This is a genomic window from Achromobacter sp. 1011791174, assembly GCF_059760925.1.
The window spans coordinates 1-20,149 of the sequence record NZ_JCBANH010000113.1 but is presented as its reverse complement, the minus strand read 5'-3'; the positions used below and the strand labels follow the sequence as shown (position 1 = coordinate 20,149).

Here is a 20,149-nt window from a genome sequence, read left to right as displayed (position 1 = left end):
AATCTCCTATTAAGAAAGGCGCGCCGCCTGCCGTAGCAGCCCGAAAGTACATCGCATCCATTCGGGGAGGGGTCGCCATGGTCGAGCGTAATCGCCAGCATGCGAAGTGGCTGCTGCGGGCAGTCTTCATCTCATGCGCGGCAGGCTTCGCGCATTCCGCCAACGCCCAATTGGTCTCCGGCACCGGCGATGTGCAGCCCGGGTCGGTCCAGACGCCCAACTGGACGGTCGGCGGCGACCTGACCGTCGGCGACACGGCCACGGGTGCCTTGACGATCGACGCCGGCGCCACGGTGTCCAACGATCTGGCCACCATCGGCAATCTCAATGGCGCCATCGGCACCCTGACGGTATCGGGCCGGGACGGCGCCGGCGCGGCATCGACCTGGACCAGCACCGGCCTGGTGTCCGTCGGGGTCGAATCGGGCAGCCAAGGCACGCTCAAGGTGCAGGCCGGCGGCCAGGCACGCAGCGATGCGGGCATCATCGGCCGCGATAGCGGCAGCGTTGGCACCGTTACCGTGTCGGGCGTCGGATCCGTCTGGGAGCTTTCGACGATCAACTCGTTCCAGATCGGCACCGCCGGCAGCGGCACGCTGCGGATCGACGATGGCGGCGCGGTGCACAGCGGCCAGGGCATCATTGGCTGGCAACCCGGCGGCAACGGGCGCGTTACCGTGACGGGCGCCCGATCGGTCTGGGATCCGCTGAACAACATCTATGTCGGTTTTGAAGGAACCGGCGAGCTGCAGGTCCAGGACGGCGCCGCCGTCCACACCCAGGGGCCGAGCGGGCCGACTTCCGCCGCGTCGATCTATATCGGGCTCCAGCCGGGCGGCGTGGGCACGGTCAACGTGTCCAGTACGACGGCCAACGCCTCGACCCTGAAGGCGAGCGACCGCATCGAGATCGGCTCGGCGGGCACGGGCACGCTGACCATCGACAAGGGCGGGATCGCGGGCGCCGCCGCCGATACCTGGATCGCCGTCGCCGGCGGCTCCACCGGCACGTTGCACCTGCTCGGCGATGCCGGCGGTCGTGGCGCGCTGGAGACCGGCTCCGTCGTCAAGGGGGCTGGCACCACGTCCTTCGACTGGAATGGCGGCATCCTGCGCGCCATTCGCGACCAGAACGACTTCCTGAACGGCTTCGCCACGCAGGCGATCGGCGCCAACGGCGCCTGGTTCGACACGAATACCTACGACGTGGTCATGGGCACCGCCTTCTCGGGCGCGTCCAGCTTCAACAAGCTGGGCGCCGGCACGCTGACGCTGTCGGGCAACAGCGCGGCATTCACGGGGAACACCGCCATCCGCGCGGGCACGCTGCAGGTGGACGGCATCCTGGGCGGACCCGTGAATGTACTGGCGGGCGCGCGGCTGACCGGAACGGGACGCGTCGGCGCGACGACCAACCAGGGCGTCATCGCGCCGGGACCGCGCAGCGGCTTCGGCACGCTGACGATCGCCGGCGACTATGCCGGCCAGGGCGGCGGCCTGGAAGTCCGCACGCGGCTTGGCGCCGACAACTCGCCGACCGACAAGCTGGTGATCACCGGCGCGACCGCCGGCGCGACGCCGGTCACGGTGAAGAACATCGGCGGCGCGGGCGCGGCGACCCAGCGGGGCATACAGATCGTGCAGGTCAATGGCCTCTCGGCGGGCCAGTTCAACCTGGCCAACGGCGATTACGTCATCGACGGGCGTCCGGCCCTGGTGGCCGGCGCCTACGGCTATGTGCTGCAACAGGATCCGGCCGACGGCGGCTGGTATCTGAGATCGTCCCTGACCGATCCCGGCACGCCCCAGCCCGGAGGCGGCAACCCGGGCGCACAGCCGCCCTTGCGCTATCAGCCCGGCGTGCCGGTCTATGAAGCCTACGCCAACACGCTGCTGCAGCTGAGCAAGCTGCCGACCCTGCGCCAACGGGTCGGCAATCGCCTCTATGACCCGGCGGACGTCGGCCGCAACGGCGTATGGAGCCGGGTGGAAGGAACGGCGAGCCGATACGACCCCGCGACATCCACGACCGGCGCGCGCCAGGACATCGACAGCTGGAAGGCGCAATTCGGCGTCGATCGCATCCTGAACGGCGAGCGCGACGGCTCCCGCCTGGTGGGCGGCCTGGCGTTTCACTATGGCAAGGCCGACACGCGTTTGTCGTCGGCCTATGGCAAAGGCAACGTCGACACCACCGTCTACGGCCTGACGCCCACGCTGACCTGGTATGGCGCGAACGGCGTCTATGTCGACGTCCAGGCGCAGGCGAACTGGTTCGACAGCGACCTGAAATCACGCTCGGCGGGCAAGCTCAGGAATGGCGCGAAGGCGCACGGCTACGGGCTGGGCATCGAGGCGGGCAAGGCCTGGGACCTGAGGCAAGGACTCGCCCTAATCCCGCAGGCGCAGCTGACGTACCTGTCGACCCGCTTCGGCAGCTTCAACGACCGATTCGACGCGCGCATCGAAAGCGACAAGGGCGACAGCCTGCAGGGCCGCGTCGGCATCGCGCTGGACTACAAGCGCGACTGGCAGTCGGGCGGCGTGCACCGGGAAGCCAGCGTCTATGGCGTGGCCAACGTCAAGCATGAATTCCTGGACGGGACGCGCGTGCGCGTGGCCAATGTGCCGGTGGCCAGCCGGATGGCGCGCACCTGGGGCGGCCTGGGCCTGGGCGTGAATTACGGCTGGGGCGGACGCTATGCCCTCTACGGCCAGATCGACGCGGATGCCGATTTCTCCGGCAGCCATGTCGTCACCGCGACCGCCGGATTCCGGATGATGTTCTAGCGGCGGCGGGCCGGTGACGACGACCGCCGCCGCCCCGGGCGACGCTCAGGCGGCGGTTGTTCCGGCTCTCATCCCATCCTGACCATGACGTGCCGCGCGACGGTGTAGTCCTCCAGGGCGTACATGGAAAGATCCTTGCCGTAGCCCGAGGACTTCAGGCCGCCGTGCGGCATTTCGCTGGTCAACATGAAGTGCGTATTGACCCAGGTGCAGCCGTATTGCAACCGGGCGGCCGTCGCCATGCCGCGCGAAATGTCGCGGGTCCAGACCGATGAGGCCAGACCGTATTCGGAGTCGTTGGCCCAGCGCACCGCCTCGTCGGCGTCGTCGAACCGCGTCACCGAAACGACGGGCCCGAAGACTTCATGCTGGACGATTTCGTCGCCTTGCAGCGCGCCGGCCACCACGGTTGGCTCGTAGAAAAAGCCGCCGCCGTCTCCCGCGCGACCGCCCGCCGTGATCTCGATGTGCCTGTTTTCAGCGGCCCGCCGGACAAAGGACTCGACGCGGGACTGCTGCCTGGCCGAGATCAGCGGTCCCAGGTCATTGTCGTCATCGTTGGGCTGATTGAACTTGAGGCGCTTGACCGCGTCCGAAAGGTCGGCAACAAGCTTGTCATAGATCTTCCTGCCGGCATAGATGCGGCAGGCGGCGGTGCAGTCCTGCCCGGCGTTGTAGTAGCCGTAGACCTTGACGCCTTCCACGACGCTGGCCAGGTCGGCGTCGTCGAAGACGATGACCGGCGCCTTGCCGCCCAGCTCAAGATGGGTTCGCTTGACGATCCCGGACGCGGCCTGCAGCACCTTCTTGCCCGTGCCGATATCGCCGGTGAGCGAGACCATCGCCACCTTCGGATGATGGATCAGCGCGTTGCCCACGCTCGCGCCGCGCCCCGTGACCACGTTGACGACCCCGGCGGGAAAGATGCCCGCGATGATCTTCGCCAGTTTCAGCAAGGTCAGCGGCGTCTGCTCCGATGGCTTGATCACGACGGTATTGCCGCCGGCAAGCGCGGGGGCCAGTTTCCAGGCCGCCATCATCAGGGGGTAGTTCCACGGCGCGATGGACGCGACGACGCCGATCGGATCGCGACGGATCATCGACGTGTGGTTGGCGACATACTCGCCGGACGCAGCGCCGTGCATCGTTCTCGCGGCGCCGGCGAAAAAGCGGAAGCAATCGGCGATCGCCGGGATCTCGTCCTCCAGCACGCGGATACGCGGCTTGCCGCAGTTGAGCGCCTCGAGCGTCGCGAAGTCCTCGCCCGCGCTCTCGATGGCGTCGGCCAGCTTCAACAGCAGGCGCGAGCGCTCGGCGGGCGTGGTCCGCGCCCAGGCCTCGAAGGCCTTCGACGCCGCTTCGACCGCTGCGTCGACCTGCTCGACCGAGGCTTCGGCCAATTCAGTCAGCAGCGCCCCGGTCTTCGGATTCAGGATCTTCTCTTTGGTTTCCGCGCCCGCGACAAAGGCGGAACCGATCAGCAGTTCATGGTCAAACACGCGACTCTCCTGTTTACGAAATTAGCTTGCGGACGGGCCATGGGCCATCAGGCCGGAACGGCGGCCACCGCGTCCACGGCCCCGGCGCCCCGGACGCCCGCGGCAAGAATGAAATCCGCCGCCTTCTCGGCGATCATGATCGTGGGCGCATTGGTATTGCCACTCACGATGGTCGGCATGATGGAGGCGTCGATGACGCGCAGGCCGCTCACGCCCCACACACGCAGCCGGTCGTCCACGACGGCCATCTCGTCGCTGCCCATCTTGCAAGTCCCCACCGGGTGGTAGACGGATTCGACGTTCTCCCTCAGGTACTGGTCGATCTGGGCATCGGTCGTGGCCTGCGGGCCGGGGGCATACTCCACGCCTCGATAGGGGTCGAACGCCTTTTGCGCCAGGACTTCCCGGCCTATGCGTATCCCCTCGCGATACACACGGATGTCATCCGGATCCGAGAAATAGTTTGGCTGAATGCGCGGGTGCTGCGTGGGATCCGCCGACTGGATCTTCAACCAGCCCCGACTCTTGGGGCGCGAAATATTGAACAGCGGCGTGAAGCCGTGCTCGGGAATGACGACCCGACCGTTTTCGCGGTACATGATCATCTCGAAGTGGTACTGGATGTCCGGGGCGATCAGATCGGGCTGGCTTTTGACGAAGGCCAGCGCTTCCACGCCGTGATACGCGCCCGGGCCTCCCTTGTCCCACATATAGCGCGCCAGGGCAGCGGCGGCGCGAACGGGACGGATGTAGGTCAGGAGCGAGTTCGGCAGCGTCGAGCGGCATTGCACGCCCACGGACAGGTGATCGTGCAGGTTCTGGCCCACGCCCGGCAGCGCCGCCGTGACCTCGATGCCCAGCGAGCGCAGATGCGCCGGATCGCCAATGCCGGACAACTGAAGCAGCTGCGGCGAGTTGATCGCGCCGCCCGACAGCAGCACCTCCTGATGCGCGCGGAGCACTTCCTTGCGGCCACGGCGAAGGAACTCGACGCCGACCGCGCGGCCGCGCTCGACGATGACGCGCGTGGCCAAGGCCTTGGTGATGATCCTGAGGTTCTTCCGCTCCTTCACCGGATGCAGGTAAGCGAAAGCCGTGCTCGCGCGGATTCCCTTGTCTTCGACGGCCTTGATCGTGCTGTCGCAGGGACCGAATCCCTCCTGCTCGCCGCCATTGAAGTCATCCCGGTACGGGTATCCGGCCTGTATGCCAGCCTCGACGAACGCCTTCGACAAGGGGTGATGAACACCGTAGCGGCTCGTGTGCAACGGTCCATCGTGCCCATGGATCGGACTGCGCGGTCCGTTCCAGTTCTCGGCGCGAAGAAAATAAGGCAGGCAATCCCGGAAGGACCAACCGCTGTTTCCCAACGCCGCCCAATGATCGTAGTCCGTGGCGCTGCCTCGGATGTAGATCATGCCGTTGACACAGCTGCATCCGCCCAGGACCTTCGCCCGTGGCCAGAACAGCCGTCTGCCGGCCAGGTGCTCCTGGGGCTCGGTGTGGTAGCCCCAGTCGATCTGCCCGGTTTTCATCAATTGGAAATAGCCGGCCGGCATGCCGATGAAGGGGCTGCGGTCCCAGCCGCCGGCCTCGATCAGCGTGACGTCGACGGCCGGATTCGCGGATAGTCGATTCGCCAGGACACAACCCGCGGACCCGCCGCCGACAATGATGTAGTCCGTCACAGTGCTGCCCTCGCTCGCAGGTTATGGGGGAAAGTCATGACACCAGACCCGCGCTCATCGGCTCGAGCCGCGCATCGACGATGCGGTTGACGGCGTCGATGAAGCTATCGATGTCCTCGTCGGTCATCGGGGTCGACAGGAATGCCTTGCCGGTGCGGGCGATATGGAAGCCCGCCAAGGTCAAGGCGCGCTGAAGCGCGACAACGCGCCTGGTTTCCTCGGGGGTGGAATAGCCCGAGCGGTAGTCGGTCACTTTGCGGCCATGGCCGAACACCATGAAGCTGGACCCGAAGCCGGTGACCTGTCCTGGAAAGCCGGACCGCGCGAACGCCTGGTTCAGCGCCGCCATCAGCCGGGAATTGAGCTGCGTCATGCGATCAATCGCGGCGTCGTCAAGCAGATCCAGCGTGACCTTGCCCGCGGTCATCGTGACCGGATTGGCCGTGAAGGTGCCGCTCCACGGCAAGCCGGGCTTGCCCTGGCGATGGTCGTAGATCCGCATGAACTCGCGCCGCCCCGCCACCGCGCCGACGGGAAAGCCGCCGCCGATGATCTTGCCCAGGGTAGTCAGATCCGGCTGGATGCCCAGCAGCGTCTGGACGCCGCCGGTGTGACACCTGAACGAGATGACTTCATCCAGGATGAAAAGCGCCCCGATCTCGCGAGTCACGCGTTCAATCATGTTGGTGAAGCGCTGGGTCGCCTGCACGAACCCCAGATAGCTGGGCACCGCGTCGAGCAGGACGGCCGCGATGTCCTCGGCATTCGCCCGGATGATCCGCTCGGCGGCTTCAACGTCGTTGAAGGGGATGACCACCACGTCGTCCGTCACCCCTTTGGGCACCCCTTTCGAATAGCCGATCGAGTTCGGATCCTCGCCCCAGTTCGACGGGGAAGAATCCAGGCTGACCTCGGCGTAGTCATAAGCGCCGTGGTAAACGCCTTCCGCCTTGACGATCTTGGATCGGCCCGTGATCGCGCGGGCGGCTTTGATCGCGCTCATGACGGCTTCCGAGCCAGAGTTGCAGAATCGCACCTGTTCGAAGCTCTCGGCCCTCGCGCATATCGTTTCCGCCAGCGCGACCTCCTGCTCCGTGGGAAGCGTAAAGGCGGTTCCATTGCCGACCTGGCGCCGAACGGCCTGCACGACGCCCGGATGCGCGTGGCCGTGGATCAGCGAGGCGAAGTTGTTCAACAGGTCAAGGCGGCGCGTGCCGTCCACATCGACCACGTAAGCCCCTTGGCCATGCGAGGCGTAGACCGGGAACGGCTCCTGCCATGGCAATGTGCGCGTGATACCGCCGGGCAGCACCTTCAAGCCGCGTTCATACAGGTCCCGGGAACGGGAAGCCAGGTCTGGCCATTGAGCCATGATTGCACTCCAAAGGGTTGAAGAACGATGAGGACGTCGCGCGCCGTCAGGCGTGACGGCGCACACGGGTATTGGCGATCGGCTCGCTGGAATAGACGCCGAACCGCGGCTGCGTGGCGCGTTCCAGCGCGCTGTAGCCGTAGTACAGCTCGGCCATCATGAACGTCCAGGTGAACAAGGCCGCGGTGTAGAACAGCGTGCGGTCCGCGTCATCGCCGGGCAACGGGACATAGTCGTACAAGACGGCGATGGCCAGGCCGCTCAGCGCCACGACAGCCGTGCCCATCGCATGCAGCGTCTCGCCCGCCTTCTGCAGCCGCCAGGCGAAGTACGCCAGAAAGACCAGGAAGACCAGGCCCATCAGCAGGTAGAACGGCGGTTTGTAGACCGCCAACGCCGGCGCATGGTCGGCCGCCACCAGCGCGGCGGCGCCCGCGAAGCCGAGCAGGAAATAGAGGACATCCGCGAGGCGCGACGGCTGGTAGTTGTGGGTCACCGCCATCATGCCGGCGACCGCGACCACCGGAAAGCCGAAGGACCGCGAGAACGCATCGAAGAAATGCGCGACGCTGTAGCCGGACTCCCACCCGAAGAGCGCCCACAGCAGGAAATGAGAGCCCGAAAGGGCCATGATGAACCATTCAATCCCGCACAGATAATTGCGCTTCCTGAGGAACTTCACGCCATAGATGACCCCGGCAAGAATCAGCAGGACATCGGCCAGCAAAAGGAAAATCGCATTCATGATGAAGGGGCCTCGGTGAGAGTCGAGCTGATTGATCCCGAGCCGGCAGCGGCGTGCCGGCCCCGGACTCATTCGTGCAGCATGGCGCCGAATCGCTTGATGCCGCGCCGCATCAGCTGTTGCGCGCCGGGCGACCACGGTCCCATTTCGAAGAAGCCATGGATCATTCCCGGACCTGGCATATGCTCCGCCGGGCTGCCGGCCGCGTTCATGGCCGAGGCGTAGGCAGCGCCCGAGTCGCGCAACGGATCGAATTGCGCCGTCATCACCAGCGCCGGCGCCAGCCGGCTCAGATCCTTGGCCCGCAGCGGCGCCAGGCGCGGATCCGTCGGGTCCAGATAGGCGCCCGCGTAATGGCGGTAGAACCAGTTGATGGTGGCCACATCGAGCAGGTATCCCTCGCCGTTCTCCACGACGCTGGGGTACTGCGCCGTCACATGATCCACGGCGGGATAGATGAGGAACTGCGCGGTCAGCGCGATACCTTCATCGCGCAACCGCTGCGCGACGACGGCCGAGAAATTGCCGCCCGCGCTGTCGCCGGCGACGCCGACATTGTGGTTTCCGCCCAGCTCGTGCGCATGCGCCACGATCCACTTCGTGGCCGCGACGGCATCTTCAACGCCGGCGGGAAATGCATGCTCGGGCGCCAGCCGGTAGTCCACCGCCACCACCACGGCCATCGCGCCGCGACAGATCTCGCGGCAGATGTTGTCGTGCGTGTCCAGGTCGCCAATGACGAATCCGCCGCCGTGGAAGTAGGCCACGGTCGGAAACGGCCCGTCGCCTTCGGGCCAGTACACGCGGGCCTTCAATGGCCCGGCGGCGCCGCCGACGGTCGTGTCCCGCACGCGGGCCACGGGTACGACCTGCTCGGGCGTCAGCGCGCCGGCCGTCGTTGCCAGATAGAAGGCCCGGCCTTCCTCCGGCGTGCCTTCGTGCAGCGGCTTCGCACCGGCCTCGGCCAGCAGCTGCATGGCGCCGGCTATATGGGGATCGAGAGACATGGAATGACTTCCTTTGTTCAGGGATGAGGGGGTCGCCAGCGCGCCGGGTGCTCAGCGGTACGCCAGGGCCGCTTCGTCGGGCCGTGCCGCGGGGAACGAGACCCGCTCCTCTTCGTACTCCAGGCCTTGCTTCCAGGGATGACGATCGCCCTGGCGGGGCAGCAGGTGCAGCGCCCGCATGATGTAGCCCGAGTTGACGTTCTCCGGATCGATCCAGGGCAGGCGCGGCATGTCTGCGTCCGCGACAGGCACGGTGGGAACCACCATGTCGTGGCCCGCCTGCGCCATGTGCTCGACGATGCGGCACGCCAGATCGGTGACCAGATCCGCGCGCAGCGTCCAGCTTGAGCGGAAGTAGCCCATGACGTAGGCCATGTTGGGAACGCCTTCGATCATCATGCCGCGATAGCTGACGCGCTTGGCGAAGTCCACCGATTCGCCATCAACGAAAAATGGCACGCCGCCGAATATCCGCATGTTGAAACCCGTCGCGGTGACGATGATGTCGGCGTCAAGATGCGCGCCGCTGACCAACCGGACGCCCGTGGCGTCGAAGCGCTCGATGCCGTCGGTGACCACTGACGCCTTGCCGGAGCGGATGGCGGCGAACAGGTCGCCGTCGGGAACCAGCGCGATGCGTTGCTGCCATGGGCGATAGCTCGGGTTGAAATGCTTCTCCACGTCGAAGCCCTCGGGCAGGAGCGCGCGCGCCTGCTCGACGATCCACGCGCGCATTTCCTCGGGATGTTCGAAGGACATGCGAACTTCGCCGTCCACCTTGGCGACGAAGGCGCGCCGCATGATCTCGTGCACCCAGTCGGGGCGCACGCCCAGTTCGCGCAGCTGGGTCTCCAGCGGATGGATGGGAGAATCCGCCGCGAAAAACGTGGGCGAACGCTGCAGCATGGTCACGTGCGCCACGGCGTCCGCCAAGGACGGGATCAAGGTGGCGGCCGTGGCGCCCGAGCCGATGACGACCACGCGCTTGCCCGTGCAGTCGAGTTCTTGCGGCCAGTGCTGCGGATGCACCCACTGCCCCTTGAAATCACGCATGCCAGGCCACTCGGGCGTATAGCCCTTGGCGTGATCGTAGTAGCCCGAGCACATCCAGAGAAAACCCGTCGTCAGCGTCAGCGTCTCGCCCGAATGCGTGCGCGTGACCTCCAGCGTCCAGCGCCTGTCCCGGGACGACCACCGGGCGGCCGTGATCTTGTGCCCGTAATGGATATGTCGCGCCAGATCGTTTTCCTCGATCAGCTCCCCCAGGTAGGCGCGGATCTCGTCGGCCGTGCCGATGGCGCGGCCGGTTTCCCAAGGCTTGAAGCTGTAGCCGTAGGTGTAGCAATCGCTGTCCGAACGCGCGCCGGGGTAGCGATGCGTCCACCAGGTGCCCCCGAAGCCGTCCATCGCTTCGAGCACGGCGAATGAGTGATCGGGAAATCGCTTGTGCGTGTTGTATGTGGCGCCAAGACCCGAAATGCCGGCGCCCACAACGATAAAGTCAAGATGCTGGCCGTTCACGAGCGCGGCCTGAGGTTGCTTGATCACGGTTCTCTCCAGGTTGCCTGCAATTGGAAATCAGAGCTTGAGGTAGTCGCCCAGTTCGCTGTAGTTGACCTGCCAGAGGCCGGGCGAACCGATGGGGTACTGCGAGCGGAATCCGAGCAGGCGCTGGACGCGCGGCGAAAGCTGTCGAACGATGTCCATGCTGACCAGGAAGGGGTAGGCCTCTTCGCCGGTGAGAAAGCCGGGGTTGAAGGCGAAGGCCACGCCTCGGCGGTACTGGTCCGTGGTCAGGTTGGCGCCGCCGCCATGAGCGGTCTTGCCGCTGTACAGGAGCACATCTCCAGCCTTCATCCTGGCGGCGATGGTCTGCTCCGGCGTGCCGCGATCCTCGAAATCCTCCCAGTGGTTGCTGCCGGGGATGATCCGGGTGGCGCCGTTCTCTTCGGTGTAGTCGGTGAAGGCGATCATGAAATTCAGGGCGGCCTCGGGCCCCTTGGGTCCCATGCCGATGAACGGATACCAGTTCTCCAGGTCGCGGTGCAGCATCTGCGCCTTGTTGCCGGGGCCGATTTCAATCACCTGCGCGGTGGTCATCCAGTACGAACCGGATTCCTCAAGGAAGATCGCGTCGAGCAGGTCATGCACCAGATCACAGTCGAGGATTTCCTCGCGGAAGGTCTTGCTGTACGTGACCAGATTTGTCAGACGCTTGGTGTTTGCGCCGTGGAATTCGGCAATCAACTCGATTTCGTGCGTCGATCCCGGCGCGAGGGCGTCCATCGGCCCCTGGATTTCGGCGTTGAAGCTGTCGATCTGTGCCTTGGCGAGGAAGTTCTTGATGATGACGCCGCCGTCTTGCTTGAGGATTTGGAGGATCTCCGCGATGGGCGTCGAGGTCGTGACGGTGCGCAAAGCGCTGGTGGGCCGGGTCATGAAGCATCTCCTTTGTGTCGGATAGCGTTGACTTATTTTGTTGGTCAAATGACCAACTGAATGCATCATGAAATATGCCAAGCCATACCGTCAAGGTCGGGAAAACCCGTCCTCCGGAGATAGAATTTCGCGTTTATTCAGCTGTTTTAAACATATTCTTCGATCAAGATCCGGAAAAAAATTCCCGGCATCGCCATAAGAAATCGCCCGTTATTTAATTGGTCAATTGACCTTCAATCATCCAAGACGTCTACATGGCGCCGCAGGGCTGAGCCGACCGTTCCCGCAACGGGAAACGCGAGGTCGCCACGCCGATGGCCAGCCTGATCGCTCATGGGCGTGACGCGATGACCGCTCCAGGCCGATGTATTCGTCCCTTGCGACTGGCGCGGCGGGCGGCCCGGCGAAGAAATGCGCCTGTTACGATACGAATTTCCGACATCGTCAGCGCTTCCTCATTCCACGCGCGCGTCAGTCGCCCGTCATGCCGACCCCGCAAGCCCCTTTCATCCACAAAGGGATCGCGGTCGCTGGGGAGCAGCTGGAGCGCATCGGGCCTGGGCTCCCTCGGTCTGGGGCGCGATGGATTCGATGGCCGCCCGCCACGATGCGTACTCCCCTCGCGCCGCCTGCCCCAGCCGAGGGCTCACTCGCCTCGGGCGAGAACTTGGTTGACAGCCTCATGGCGCCATCCTCGCTCTTTGCGAAACCCGGGACGGTCCACCGGATTCACTGATTGCATGCCGCCAGAATCACCAGGGATCCGACAGACTTCCATCCGTGCCATGACCAAACACCAAAGCGAAAACACGTCGTCCGCCGCCGCCAGGACAAGCGCGCAGAGCGTGCGAGCCGAGCAGTCCGAGCGCAAGCGCGCGGCCATCCTGAAAGCGTCGAAAGAGGTGCTGGCGCAAGGCTATGCAGAATTTTCGCTGCGCAAAGTGGCCGCCGCCGCCGGCGTGCGGCTCAGCACCGTGCAGCATCATTTCGGCGATCTGGAGTCGCTCATTCTTGCAACGATCGACTCCTCGACCGAGGAGTTCATGCGCTATTCCAGACAACTAGCGCAAGGCCAGTACGAGTCCCCGACCGATGACCTGAAGGTCTTCCTCGACGACGCCTGGACGTTTGTCCGTAACGTCAACGTGCGAAACCTCTACCTGGAAGTGTGGGCAATGGGCCGCCACCGTCCCGTCGTCGCGGACTCGATCAAGCGGATCTACACCGAATACATCCAGGCGTTGATCCTCATCCTGCGCAGGATCAACCCGAACCTGACGCAAACCGAAGCCCACACCACCGCCACGTTGATCTCCTGCCTGACCGAAGGCGCCATCGTGATGGCCCACTGGGGCAGCCAGGACGCCCCCGCCCTGGGCCTTCTTGGCATACGCCTGAAAACCGCATGTCTTGCCCTTGTGGAACCGTCTGATGAAGAGGCCGGAAAACGCGCTTGATGCCGGCGTCAGACCGGCGATGCGCAATGGACGTGCCTGCACTGCGTGGCGCCAACGCCCGCGTCGCGCAAGCCCATGGTCTGCCGGGGCTTGCGCAAAGACCGAGATTGCAGGGGAGAGAAAGGAAGAAGCAGGGAAATGCGCGACGTAGAGGATTCGAACCTCTGACCTATTGCTTAGAAGGCAATTGCTCTATCCAACTGAGCTAACGTCGCCCTGAAACCCGCCCCTCCCGACCACGCGCCGGGAAGATCCGCGCCCTATGCGACCAAGTTGCGGTCACGTTGCGGCCAAACTGCCGCCGCGCGATGGGTTTGATTGCCCGGAAAGGCTCCGGGCGGGCGCATTTTACCTTGTTGCGCGAAGCAAGGGAAAAAGACCGGAAGGCCCTGCTATTCCTCGCCCAGGTCCGTGTGCGTGGACACCCACAGCACCAGCGCGTCTTCCTTGCTGACGCTGATGACGCGGTGTCCCATGCGGCTGTCGATGTAGAAGCTTTCGCCCGCGCGCAGCCGGGCCGGCTCGTAGAACTCGGTGTACAGCTCGACCTCGCCGCTCAGCACGTAGACGAATTCCTCGCCATGGTGGCGGCTCCAATCCTGGAATTCCTCGAACGAGCGCGCTTTGACCCGGGTGTGGAAGGGCATCATGCGCTTGTGCGACAGCGCGGTGCATAGCAGGCGGTGGTCGTAGTACGGGGTTTCGTACTGGCGCCCTTCCCCCTGTCGGCCCAGGCTGCGGCGGCCGGTGCCCATGTGGGCGTCGGACGGGGTGAACAGCTCGGCCACGTCCAGATCCAGGCCGGCGGCGATCTTGATCAGGTTGTCATAGGTGGGCGACAGCAGGCCGTTCTCGATCTTGGACAGAGCGGACGCGGACACGCCGGTGGCCGCCGCCGCCTGCTTCAGCGTCCAGTCCCGCGCCTGGCGCAGGGCTCGCAGCCGTTGTGCCAACACGCTCTGTTTGTTGCCTTGCATCTGTACACCCTGTCAGCGCGACCGGCGCTCCCGCCACCAGTCGCGCGCTTGATAAGACCAATATGTGAGCTGGACCGCCGCCCGGCCCAGCGCGCCGCCGTTCCAGGCCAGTCCGAAGGGCTGGAACAGCTGATAGCGGTGGCTGTCGCCGGTGATGCCCTCGGCCACCACGCGGCCGCCGATGGAGGCGGTGTTCATGCCATGCCCGCCAAAGGCCGTGCAGTACCAGACGTCCGGCGCCAGCAGGCCGATCTGCGGCATCAGGTGGCGCGCGTAGGCCATGCGTCCCGACCAGGCGGTTTCCACGCGCAGGCCCTGCAATTGCGGGTAAACCGACAGCAGTTCGCGGCGCAGCGTCTCGGCCAGGTCGGGCGGGTCGTCGATCCGGGTGGTGATTCTACTGCCCCAGCCGATGCGCCCGCCATCGAGCACCCGGTAGTAGTTGCCGGCGCGGCGGTCGTCGCCGATGGCGGCGTCGCTGCGGATGGCTTCGTGCACGCGTTCGCCCAGCGGCTCGGTCAGCATGATGTAGGTGGCGATGGGCAACATGGCCCGGCGCAGCGCGGGTTGCAGCGCGCCGGTGTAGCCGCCCGTGGCCAGCACCACGGTGCGCGCCTCGACCCGGCCGCCGGCGGTGGCGACCTGCTTGACCGCGCCGTCCAGCGCCAACTGCTGCGCCGGCGAGTCCTCGTGGATGCGCACGCCCAGCCGCGCGCACTCTCGCGCCAGGGCGCGTGCGTAGTTGAGCGGATGGAAATGGAAGGACGTGGGATCGTCCACGCCCTGGAAATAGGCCTCTGTCACCAGCCGCTCGCGCAGCTGGGCGCGCGACAGCACGCGCACCTCGCGCTCGAAGACCCGCTGCTGTTCCTCGCACCAGCGCTGCAGCGCGTCGCCGGCGTCGTAGCGCACCACGCGCAGGCGGCCGTCGACCTTGTGGGCATCGCGGATGTCCAGGTCGCGGATGTTGGCGCGGATGATCTCCACGCCCTCCATCGACAGCCGGTAGAGCGCGCGATAGTGTTCCTCGTCCACATGGCGGCGGATGGCGTCGGCCCCGGCCGAGAACGCGGGCGAGACCGAGCCGCCGTTGCGGCCCGAGGCGCCCCAGGCGATGCGGCTGCCTTCCAGCAGCACGACCTGCCGGCCGCGCCGGGCCAGTTCCAGCGCGACCGACAGGCCGGCCAGGCCGCCGCCCACCACGCAGACCTCGGCGCTTTCCGGGCCGGCCAGGGCCGGATAGCGGGTTTGCGGGTCGGACAGCGTGCGCTTGTAGTAGGTGTCGACGTACTCGGTGGGCATGGTGCTCGGCGGCGTCCGTTCTAGTTGAGGCTGGCGCCTTGCAGGCCGCCGGCCAGCCGCTTTTCCAGCCAGTTGGCCAGGCGCAGCAGCGGATAGCAGTACAGGAAATAGATGGCCGCGATCATGGCGTAGATGAACAGCGACTTGGCCGGGAAGGTGATGATGAAGACCTCGCCCTGGCGCGTCAGCTCGGTGATGCCGACCACGGACAGAATGGCCGTGCTCTTGATCAGCATGACGTACACACCGCTCATGGGCTGCACGATCAGCCGCAGCGCCTGCGGCAGGATCACCAGCCGCAGGATCTGCAAGGGCTTCAGGCCCAGCGTCATGGCGCCCTCGGTCTGGCCGCGCGGCACGGCCTCGATGGCGCCCCGGATGATCTCGGCCACGTAGCAGGACGTGTAGACCGACAGCGACACGAAGGCCGCCGTCGCCGAGTCCCAGTGCAGCCAGGCGATGCCGGAGCTGGGCAGCACGAAATAGAAGATATAGAGCTGCACCAGGAACGGCGTGCCGCGCAGCACGTGGATGTACAGCCCCAGCAGCTGGTGCAGGCCGCGGATGCGGTAGCTGCGAACCACGCCGATGACGAAGCCCAGCAGCGAGCCGGCGATGATGGCGAAGAACGAGATCTTCAGCGTTTCCCAGAAGCCCTTGAGCAGGAAGGGCAGCACCACGCCGGCGGTCGAAAGGTAGGATTCCAGCATGCTCACCTCGCGTTCCAGGCCGGGCCGGCCAGCCACAAGCTGACGCCGCGCGACAGCAGCAGCATGACGCCGTAGATCAGCAGATAGCCCGCGGCGATGGTCAGGAAGCTCTCGTTGGGCACGATGCGCTCGCTGTTCATCTGCACGCCGGCGGCCACCAGCTCGAACACGGTGATCAGCGACAGCAGCGAGGTGTCCTTGATCAGCACCGCCGTCTGGCCCAGCAGCGGCGGCAGCGTGTTGGCGAAGGCCTGCGGCAGCACCACGTAGCGCAGGCGCTGGCCGTAGTTCATGCCGCAGGCCTTGGCGCCCTCGACCTGGCCGCGCGGCACCGACTCGATGCCGACGCGGATGATCTCGCTCATATAGGCCGCGTGGTGCAGCGTCATCGCCATGATGCCCAGCGCCATCTCGCTCCAGCCCTTGGCGCCGGGTATCAGCATGGGCACCGCGTAGTAGACCAGATAGATCTGCACCAGCAGCGGCGTGGCGCGCACGAACTGCACATAGCCGGCCACCGGCCGCCAGCAGGGCGCGCGCGGCGACATGCGCGCCAGCGCCAGCGGGATGCCGGCCAGCACGGACAGCGCCAGGCTGGCGCCGGCCGCGATCAGCGTGTTGGCCAGGCCGGCGGCGAACTGGCCCGCGTACTGGCTGACGATGCGCCAGTTGTAGTAGTCGATCAACCAATCCATGCGCGCTGCCCCTGGCGGACGGCCTCAGTGCTCTTTCTTCCAGTCGGTGGAGTACCAGTACTTCACCTGCTCGGGCAGCGTGTTGTCGGCGGTCTTGAGCGTCTGCCAGTTGTCGAGCCAGAACTTCAGGCGAAAGGCGTTGGGCGCCACCGCGAAGGCCAGCGGCTCGCGCACCATGATGCCATCCAGCACGCGCAGGTTGCCGAAGTCCATCAGGAACTGGTTGGCGGTCGACATGGACATGATGCCGGCGTCCAGCCGTCCGCTGGACAACGCCTGGCCGACCGGCGCGCTGCCGCCGGAGAATTCCTTGAGCGTGGCCTTGGGCAGCATCTTCTTGCCCACTTCAGCGTAGGTGCTGGCGCCCAGCGCGCCGACCGTGACGCCGGCCTTGTCCAGCTCTGCGTAGCGCTTGTAGGGCGAATCCTTCGGCACCACGGCCACCGTCTCGGCGTAGAACATCGGCGCCGAGAACAGCACCTGGGCCGCGCGCTGCGGCGTGGGTGTCATGTCCGCCGCCACCATGTCGGCCTTGCCCGACAGCAACGCCGGGATCAGGCCCTTCCACTCGTAGTCCTGCAGCACCAGCTTCACGCCCAGGTCGTCGGCCATGCGCTGGGCCACCTCGACCGCCAGGCCGGTGCGCTTGCCGTTCTTGTCCATGAAGCTCATCAGCGGTCCGGAGGTCTGCACCGCCACCCGCAGCTCGCCGCGCTTGATGATGTCGCCCAACTCGTCGGCCTGCGCCGGCAGCGCCGCCGACGCCGCCGCCCAGGCCACGCAGGCCGTGCCCAGCCATTGCTTGATCTTGAACATGCTCTACCCCTTGAATGTGTGGTCTGACGTCATTCCGGGCCTGCCATCCGCGCGCCGGCGGCGCCCGGTTTCGCCGGGCCGGCGCGCATGCCGCTCGCTGGCGGCGACTGTATCGGCCTTGCGCCGCCGCTACAGGATCTTCTCCAGGAACGCCCGCGTGCGAGCCTCCCGGGGACTGCCGAACACCTCGGCCGGCGTGCCGGCCTCGATCACGCGGCCGGCGTCCATGAACAGGGCGCGGTCGGCCACGTCGCGGGCGAAACCCATTTCATGGGTCACCACCGCCATGGTCATGCCGTCGCGCGCCAATGCGCGCATCAGCTCCAGGATGCCGCCCACGGTCTCGGGATCGAGCGCCGACGTGGCCTCGTCGAACAGCATGAGCTTGGGATCCATGGCCAGCGCGCGCGCGATCGCCACGCGCTGCTGCTGGCCGCCGGACAGCTGGCTGGGATAGCGGGCGCCGTAGTCGGCCATGCCGACGCGGCCCAGCAGCTCGCGGGCGTAGCGCTCGGCCTGGGCGCGGTCGCGGCCGCGCACCACGCGCTGCGGCAGCGCCACGTTGTCGAGCGCGTTGCGATGCTGGAACAGATTGAAGTGCTGGAACACCATGCCCACGTCGGTGCGCCAGCGATTGATGTCGGTGGCGGGATCGGTCAGGGACACGCCGTCCACCGTGATGGCGCCGCTGTCGATGGTCTCCAGGCCGTTGAGCGTGCGCAGCAGCGTGCTCTTGCCCGAGCCGGACGGGCCGACCACCACCATGACCTCGCCCCGGCGCAGCTCGCAGTCGATGCCGGCCAGCGCCAGGTGGGCGGGCTGCCCGTCGCGCCGGTAGGTCTTGGTGACTGCCTGGACTCGCAGCAGGGGTTCAACGGCCATCAATGCTCCCGATCGGGTGACGCGGGATGCGGCGCAAGCGCGCCGGCATCCGGGGGGTTTCGCATTTACAGCTTGAGTTTCGTATAGTAAATTTTTTTCCGAAATCGCCACTTAGGCATAACCCTGCCCCGCACCGCTACCCAAGGAACCGGCATGGACACTTCATCTGACATCCTGCGCGCGCTCGGACTCGACCCGGCCGCGCTCACCGGCGGCACGCTGGCCGCGCGCAGTCCCATCGACGGCGCCGAGCTGGCGCGGGTGCGCGAACACAGCGTGGCCCAGGCGCATGCCGCCATCACCCGCGCCCGTCAGGCCAGCCTGGCCTGGCGCGACGTGCCGGCGCCGCGCCGTGGCGAGCTGCTGCGCCTGTTCGGCGAAACCCTGCGCGGCCACAAGCGCGAGCTGGGCCGGCTGGTGAGCCTGGAGGCCGGCAAGATCCTGGCCGAGGGCGAAGGCGAAGTGCAGGAAATGATCGACATCTGCGACTTCGCCGTGGGCCTGTCGCGCCAGCTGTACGGCCTGACCATCGCCTCCGAGCGTCCCGGCCATCGCATGATGGAGACCTGGCATCCGCTGGGCGTGGTGGGCGTGATCAGCGCCTTCAACTTCCCGGTGGCCGTGTGGTCCTGGAACGCCGCGCTGGCGCTGGTCTGCGGCAATGCCGTGGTGTGGAAGCCGTCGGAAAAGACGCCCTTGACCGCGCTGGCCTGCCAGGCGCTGTTCGCGCAGGCCGCGCAGCGCTTCGGCGATGCGCCGGCGGGACTTTCCGAAGTGCTGATTGGCGGCCGCGAGATCGGCGAGGCGCTGGTCGATTCGCATGCCGTCGCCCTGGTGTCGGCCACCGGCTCGACCCGCATGGGCCGCCAGGTCGGCCCGCGCGTGGCGCAGCGCTTCGGCCGCGTGCTGCTGGAGCTGGGCGGCAACAACGCCATCATCGTCGGCCCCAGCGCCGACCTGGACATGGCCGCGCGCGGCATCGTCTTCGGCGCCATCGGCACGGCCGGCCAGCGCTGCACCAGCACGCGCCGCCTGATCGTGCACGACAGCGTGGCCGACGAACTGCTGCGCCGCCTGCACCAGGCCTACGCCAGCGCCCCCATCGGCAATCCGCTGGACGCCGGCACGCTGGTCGGCCCGCTGATCGACCGCGCTTCCTACGACGCGATGCAGTCGGCGCTCAAGGCCGCGGTCGAACAGGGCGGCAAGGTCACCGGCGGCGAGCGCGCGCTGGCCGAGCAGTATCCCGACGCCTGGTACGTGCGCCCCGCCATCGCCGAGATGCCGGGCCAGACCGACGTGGTCTGCCACGAGACCTTCGCGCCCATCCTCTACGTGATCCGCTACACCGACTTCGCCCAGGCCCTGGCGCTGAACAACGCCGTGCCGCAAGGCCTGTCCTCGGCCATCTTCACCAACGACCTGCGCGAAGCCGAGACCTTCCTGTCGGCCTCGGGCTCGGACTGCGGCATCGCCAACGTCAACATCGGCACCTCGGGCGCCGAGATCGGCGGCGCGTTCGGCGGCGAGAAGGAAACCGGCGGCGGCCGCGAATCGGGCTCGGACGCGTGGCGCAACTACATGCGCCGCGCCACCAACACCATCAACTACTCGCGCCAGCTGCCGCTGGCCCAGGGCATCAAGTTCGGCGAATAGGGACGGCGCGCCGAACGGGATACGAAAGCCGTGTTGCACTTGCCCATAGTCTTTTACACATGACGCAGGCATCACGCTGCGGGGCCGCGCGGAGCCGGCTTTGCCGGTCCGCGGC

Annotated in this window: 16 protein-coding genes and 1 tRNA gene; 3 read left to right on the top strand and 14 right to left on the bottom strand. The window is 66.4% G+C overall.

What is annotated here, in order from left to right; translation table 11 throughout:
- Positions 1 to 77 precede the first annotated feature (77 nt).
- A complete protein-coding gene (locus tag AC6LJ5_RS26670; protein ID WP_498142092.1) occupies positions 78 to 2,789 on the top strand; it encodes an autotransporter family protein in 2,712 nt (903 codons plus the stop codon).
- A gap of 68 nt (positions 2,790 to 2,857) precedes the next feature.
- Here AC6LJ5_RS26670 and AC6LJ5_RS26665 read toward each other — a convergent pair whose 3' ends face one another.
- The 7 genes from AC6LJ5_RS26665 to AC6LJ5_RS26635 all read right to left on the bottom strand — a co-directional run bounded on the left by AC6LJ5_RS26665 (position 2,858) and on the right by AC6LJ5_RS26635 (position 11,539).
- Positions 2,858 to 4,273 carry a gamma-aminobutyraldehyde dehydrogenase gene (locus AC6LJ5_RS26665; protein ID WP_498142093.1) on the bottom strand — a complete coding sequence of 472 codons (1,416 nt, stop codon included), beginning with the start codon at positions 4,271 to 4,273 and terminating at the stop codon, positions 2,858 to 2,860.
- A gap of 62 nt (positions 4,274 to 4,335) precedes the next feature.
- Positions 4,336 to 5,976 carry a choline dehydrogenase gene (locus tag AC6LJ5_RS26660; protein WP_498142091.1) on the bottom strand — a complete coding sequence of 547 codons (1,641 nt, stop codon included), beginning with the start codon at positions 5,974 to 5,976 and terminating at the stop codon, positions 4,336 to 4,338.
- Positions 5,977 to 6,010: 34 nt separating this feature from the next.
- Complete coding sequence (locus AC6LJ5_RS26655; RefSeq protein WP_498142090.1) at positions 6,011 to 7,348, bottom strand: aspartate aminotransferase family protein; 1,338 nt, start codon at positions 7,346 to 7,348, stop codon at positions 6,011 to 6,013.
- Positions 7,349 to 7,394: 46 nt separating this feature from the next.
- Positions 7,395 to 8,165: a hypothetical protein gene (locus AC6LJ5_RS26650; RefSeq protein WP_233772516.1), complete on the bottom strand. Its 771-nt coding sequence runs from the start codon at positions 8,163 to 8,165 to the stop codon at positions 7,395 to 7,397.
- On the bottom strand, positions 8,162 to 9,100 hold the full coding sequence (locus AC6LJ5_RS26645) for an alpha/beta hydrolase (RefSeq protein ID WP_103275577.1): 939 nt from the start codon (positions 9,098 to 9,100) through the stop codon (positions 8,162 to 8,164). Before AC6LJ5_RS26645 ends, AC6LJ5_RS26650 begins: the two co-directional genes overlap by 4 nt.
- Positions 9,101 to 9,151: 51 nt before the next feature.
- Positions 9,152 to 10,648: a flavin-containing monooxygenase gene (locus AC6LJ5_RS26640; RefSeq protein WP_103275578.1), complete on the bottom strand. Its 1,497-nt coding sequence runs from the start codon at positions 10,646 to 10,648 to the stop codon at positions 9,152 to 9,154.
- 30 nt (positions 10,649 to 10,678) lie between these two features.
- Positions 10,679 to 11,539 (bottom strand): phytanoyl-CoA dioxygenase family protein, encoded by an 861-nt coding sequence (locus AC6LJ5_RS26635; RefSeq protein WP_103275579.1) that lies wholly within the window; start codon positions 11,537 to 11,539, stop codon positions 10,679 to 10,681.
- Positions 11,540 to 12,324: 785 nt separating this feature from the next.
- Between AC6LJ5_RS26635 and AC6LJ5_RS26630 the strand changes: the two genes are divergently transcribed.
- Positions 12,325 to 12,996, top strand: coding sequence for a TetR/AcrR family transcriptional regulator (locus AC6LJ5_RS26630; protein WP_498142089.1), 672 nt, complete (start codon positions 12,325 to 12,327; stop codon positions 12,994 to 12,996).
- A 141-nt stretch (positions 12,997 to 13,137) separates the two neighbouring features.
- On the opposite strand, the gene AC6LJ5_RS26625 is transcribed toward AC6LJ5_RS26630, so the two are convergent.
- From AC6LJ5_RS26625 to AC6LJ5_RS26595, 7 genes are all read right to left on the bottom strand, one after another.
- A tRNA-Arg gene (locus AC6LJ5_RS26625) sits at positions 13,138 to 13,211 on the bottom strand.
- 177 nt (positions 13,212 to 13,388) lie between these two features.
- On the bottom strand, positions 13,389 to 13,973 hold the full coding sequence (locus tag AC6LJ5_RS26620) for a helix-turn-helix domain-containing protein (RefSeq protein ID WP_103275581.1): 585 nt from the start codon (positions 13,971 to 13,973) through the stop codon (positions 13,389 to 13,391).
- A 12-nt stretch (positions 13,974 to 13,985) separates the two neighbouring features.
- Positions 13,986 to 15,275 carry an NAD(P)/FAD-dependent oxidoreductase gene (locus AC6LJ5_RS26615; protein WP_498142088.1) on the bottom strand — a complete coding sequence of 430 codons (1,290 nt, stop codon included), beginning with the start codon at positions 15,273 to 15,275 and terminating at the stop codon, positions 13,986 to 13,988.
- A 20-nt stretch (positions 15,276 to 15,295) separates the two neighbouring features.
- The gene (locus AC6LJ5_RS26610; RefSeq protein WP_103276596.1) at positions 15,296 to 15,985 is read right to left on the bottom strand and encodes an amino acid ABC transporter permease; all 690 of its coding nucleotides are present in this window, start codon (positions 15,983 to 15,985) and stop codon (positions 15,296 to 15,298) included.
- A 2-nt stretch (positions 15,986 to 15,987) separates the two neighbouring features.
- Entirely contained in the window at positions 15,988 to 16,680 is a 693-nt protein-coding gene (locus AC6LJ5_RS26605; RefSeq protein ID WP_103275583.1) for an amino acid ABC transporter permease, read from the bottom strand.
- A 24-nt stretch (positions 16,681 to 16,704) separates the two neighbouring features.
- Complete coding sequence (locus AC6LJ5_RS26600; protein WP_103275584.1) at positions 16,705 to 17,496, bottom strand: ABC transporter substrate-binding protein; 792 nt, start codon at positions 17,494 to 17,496, stop codon at positions 16,705 to 16,707.
- Positions 17,497 to 17,625: 129 nt separating this feature from the next.
- A complete protein-coding gene (locus tag AC6LJ5_RS26595) occupies positions 17,626 to 18,378 on the bottom strand; it encodes an amino acid ABC transporter ATP-binding protein (RefSeq protein WP_498142087.1) in 753 nt (250 codons plus the stop codon).
- Positions 18,379 to 18,531: 153 nt separating this feature from the next.
- On the opposite strand from AC6LJ5_RS26595, the gene amaB reads away from it, so the two are divergent.
- Positions 18,532 to 20,034, top strand: coding sequence for an L-piperidine-6-carboxylate dehydrogenase (amaB, locus tag AC6LJ5_RS26590; RefSeq protein WP_103275586.1), 1,503 nt, complete (start codon positions 18,532 to 18,534; stop codon positions 20,032 to 20,034).
- The last annotated feature ends 115 nt before the right edge of the window (positions 20,035 to 20,149 follow it).